At 74.3% G+C, this 452-nt stretch carries 1 protein-coding gene; it reads left to right on the top strand.

The features are described from left to right. Window positions 1-452, top strand: a 452-nt coding sequence (locus tag AADR41_RS42420; RefSeq protein WP_342287810.1) for a beta-ketoacyl synthase N-terminal-like domain-containing protein, incomplete at both ends; no start/stop codon positions are given.

The following is a 452-nucleotide window of genomic DNA, read 5'->3' as shown; positions in this document are numbered from 1 at the left end:
GCGTACCGCCCCGAGCCGTTCGCCGCCGCCGTCACCGGGATCGGCTTGGTCACCCCCGCGGGCGTCGGGGCGGAAGCGACCTGGCGCACGGTCTGTGAGGCGTCGACCGCCCCGTCGGTGCCGCACCGGCCCGAACTCCACGACCTGCCCTGCGACTTCATGTACACCGTCGCCGGCCTCGACCGCCGGGCACTGCTCGGGGTGGCGACCGCGCGGCTGATGGACCGCTTCTCGCAACTGGCCGTCATCGCGGCCCGCGAGGCCGTCGCCGACGCCGGACTCGACCCCTCGGTCTGGGACGGCGGACTGCCCTACTACGACGAGCAGCACACCACCCTCACCCATCGCGGCGCACGCCGGGTCTCCCCGAAGCTCGCCCCGCTCACCGTCGTCAACGGTGCGGCCAGCAGCGTCGCCACCGAGCTCGGTGCCGGAGGAGCAGGCCGTGGAGA

Origin of the sequence: Streptomyces sp. CLV115 (assembly GCF_038448545.1) — a bacterium.
Classification (GTDB): domain Bacteria; phylum Actinomycetota; class Actinomycetes; order Streptomycetales; family Streptomycetaceae; genus Streptomyces; species Streptomyces sanglieri.
This window is presented reverse-complemented; position numbering and strand designations above follow the sequence as displayed.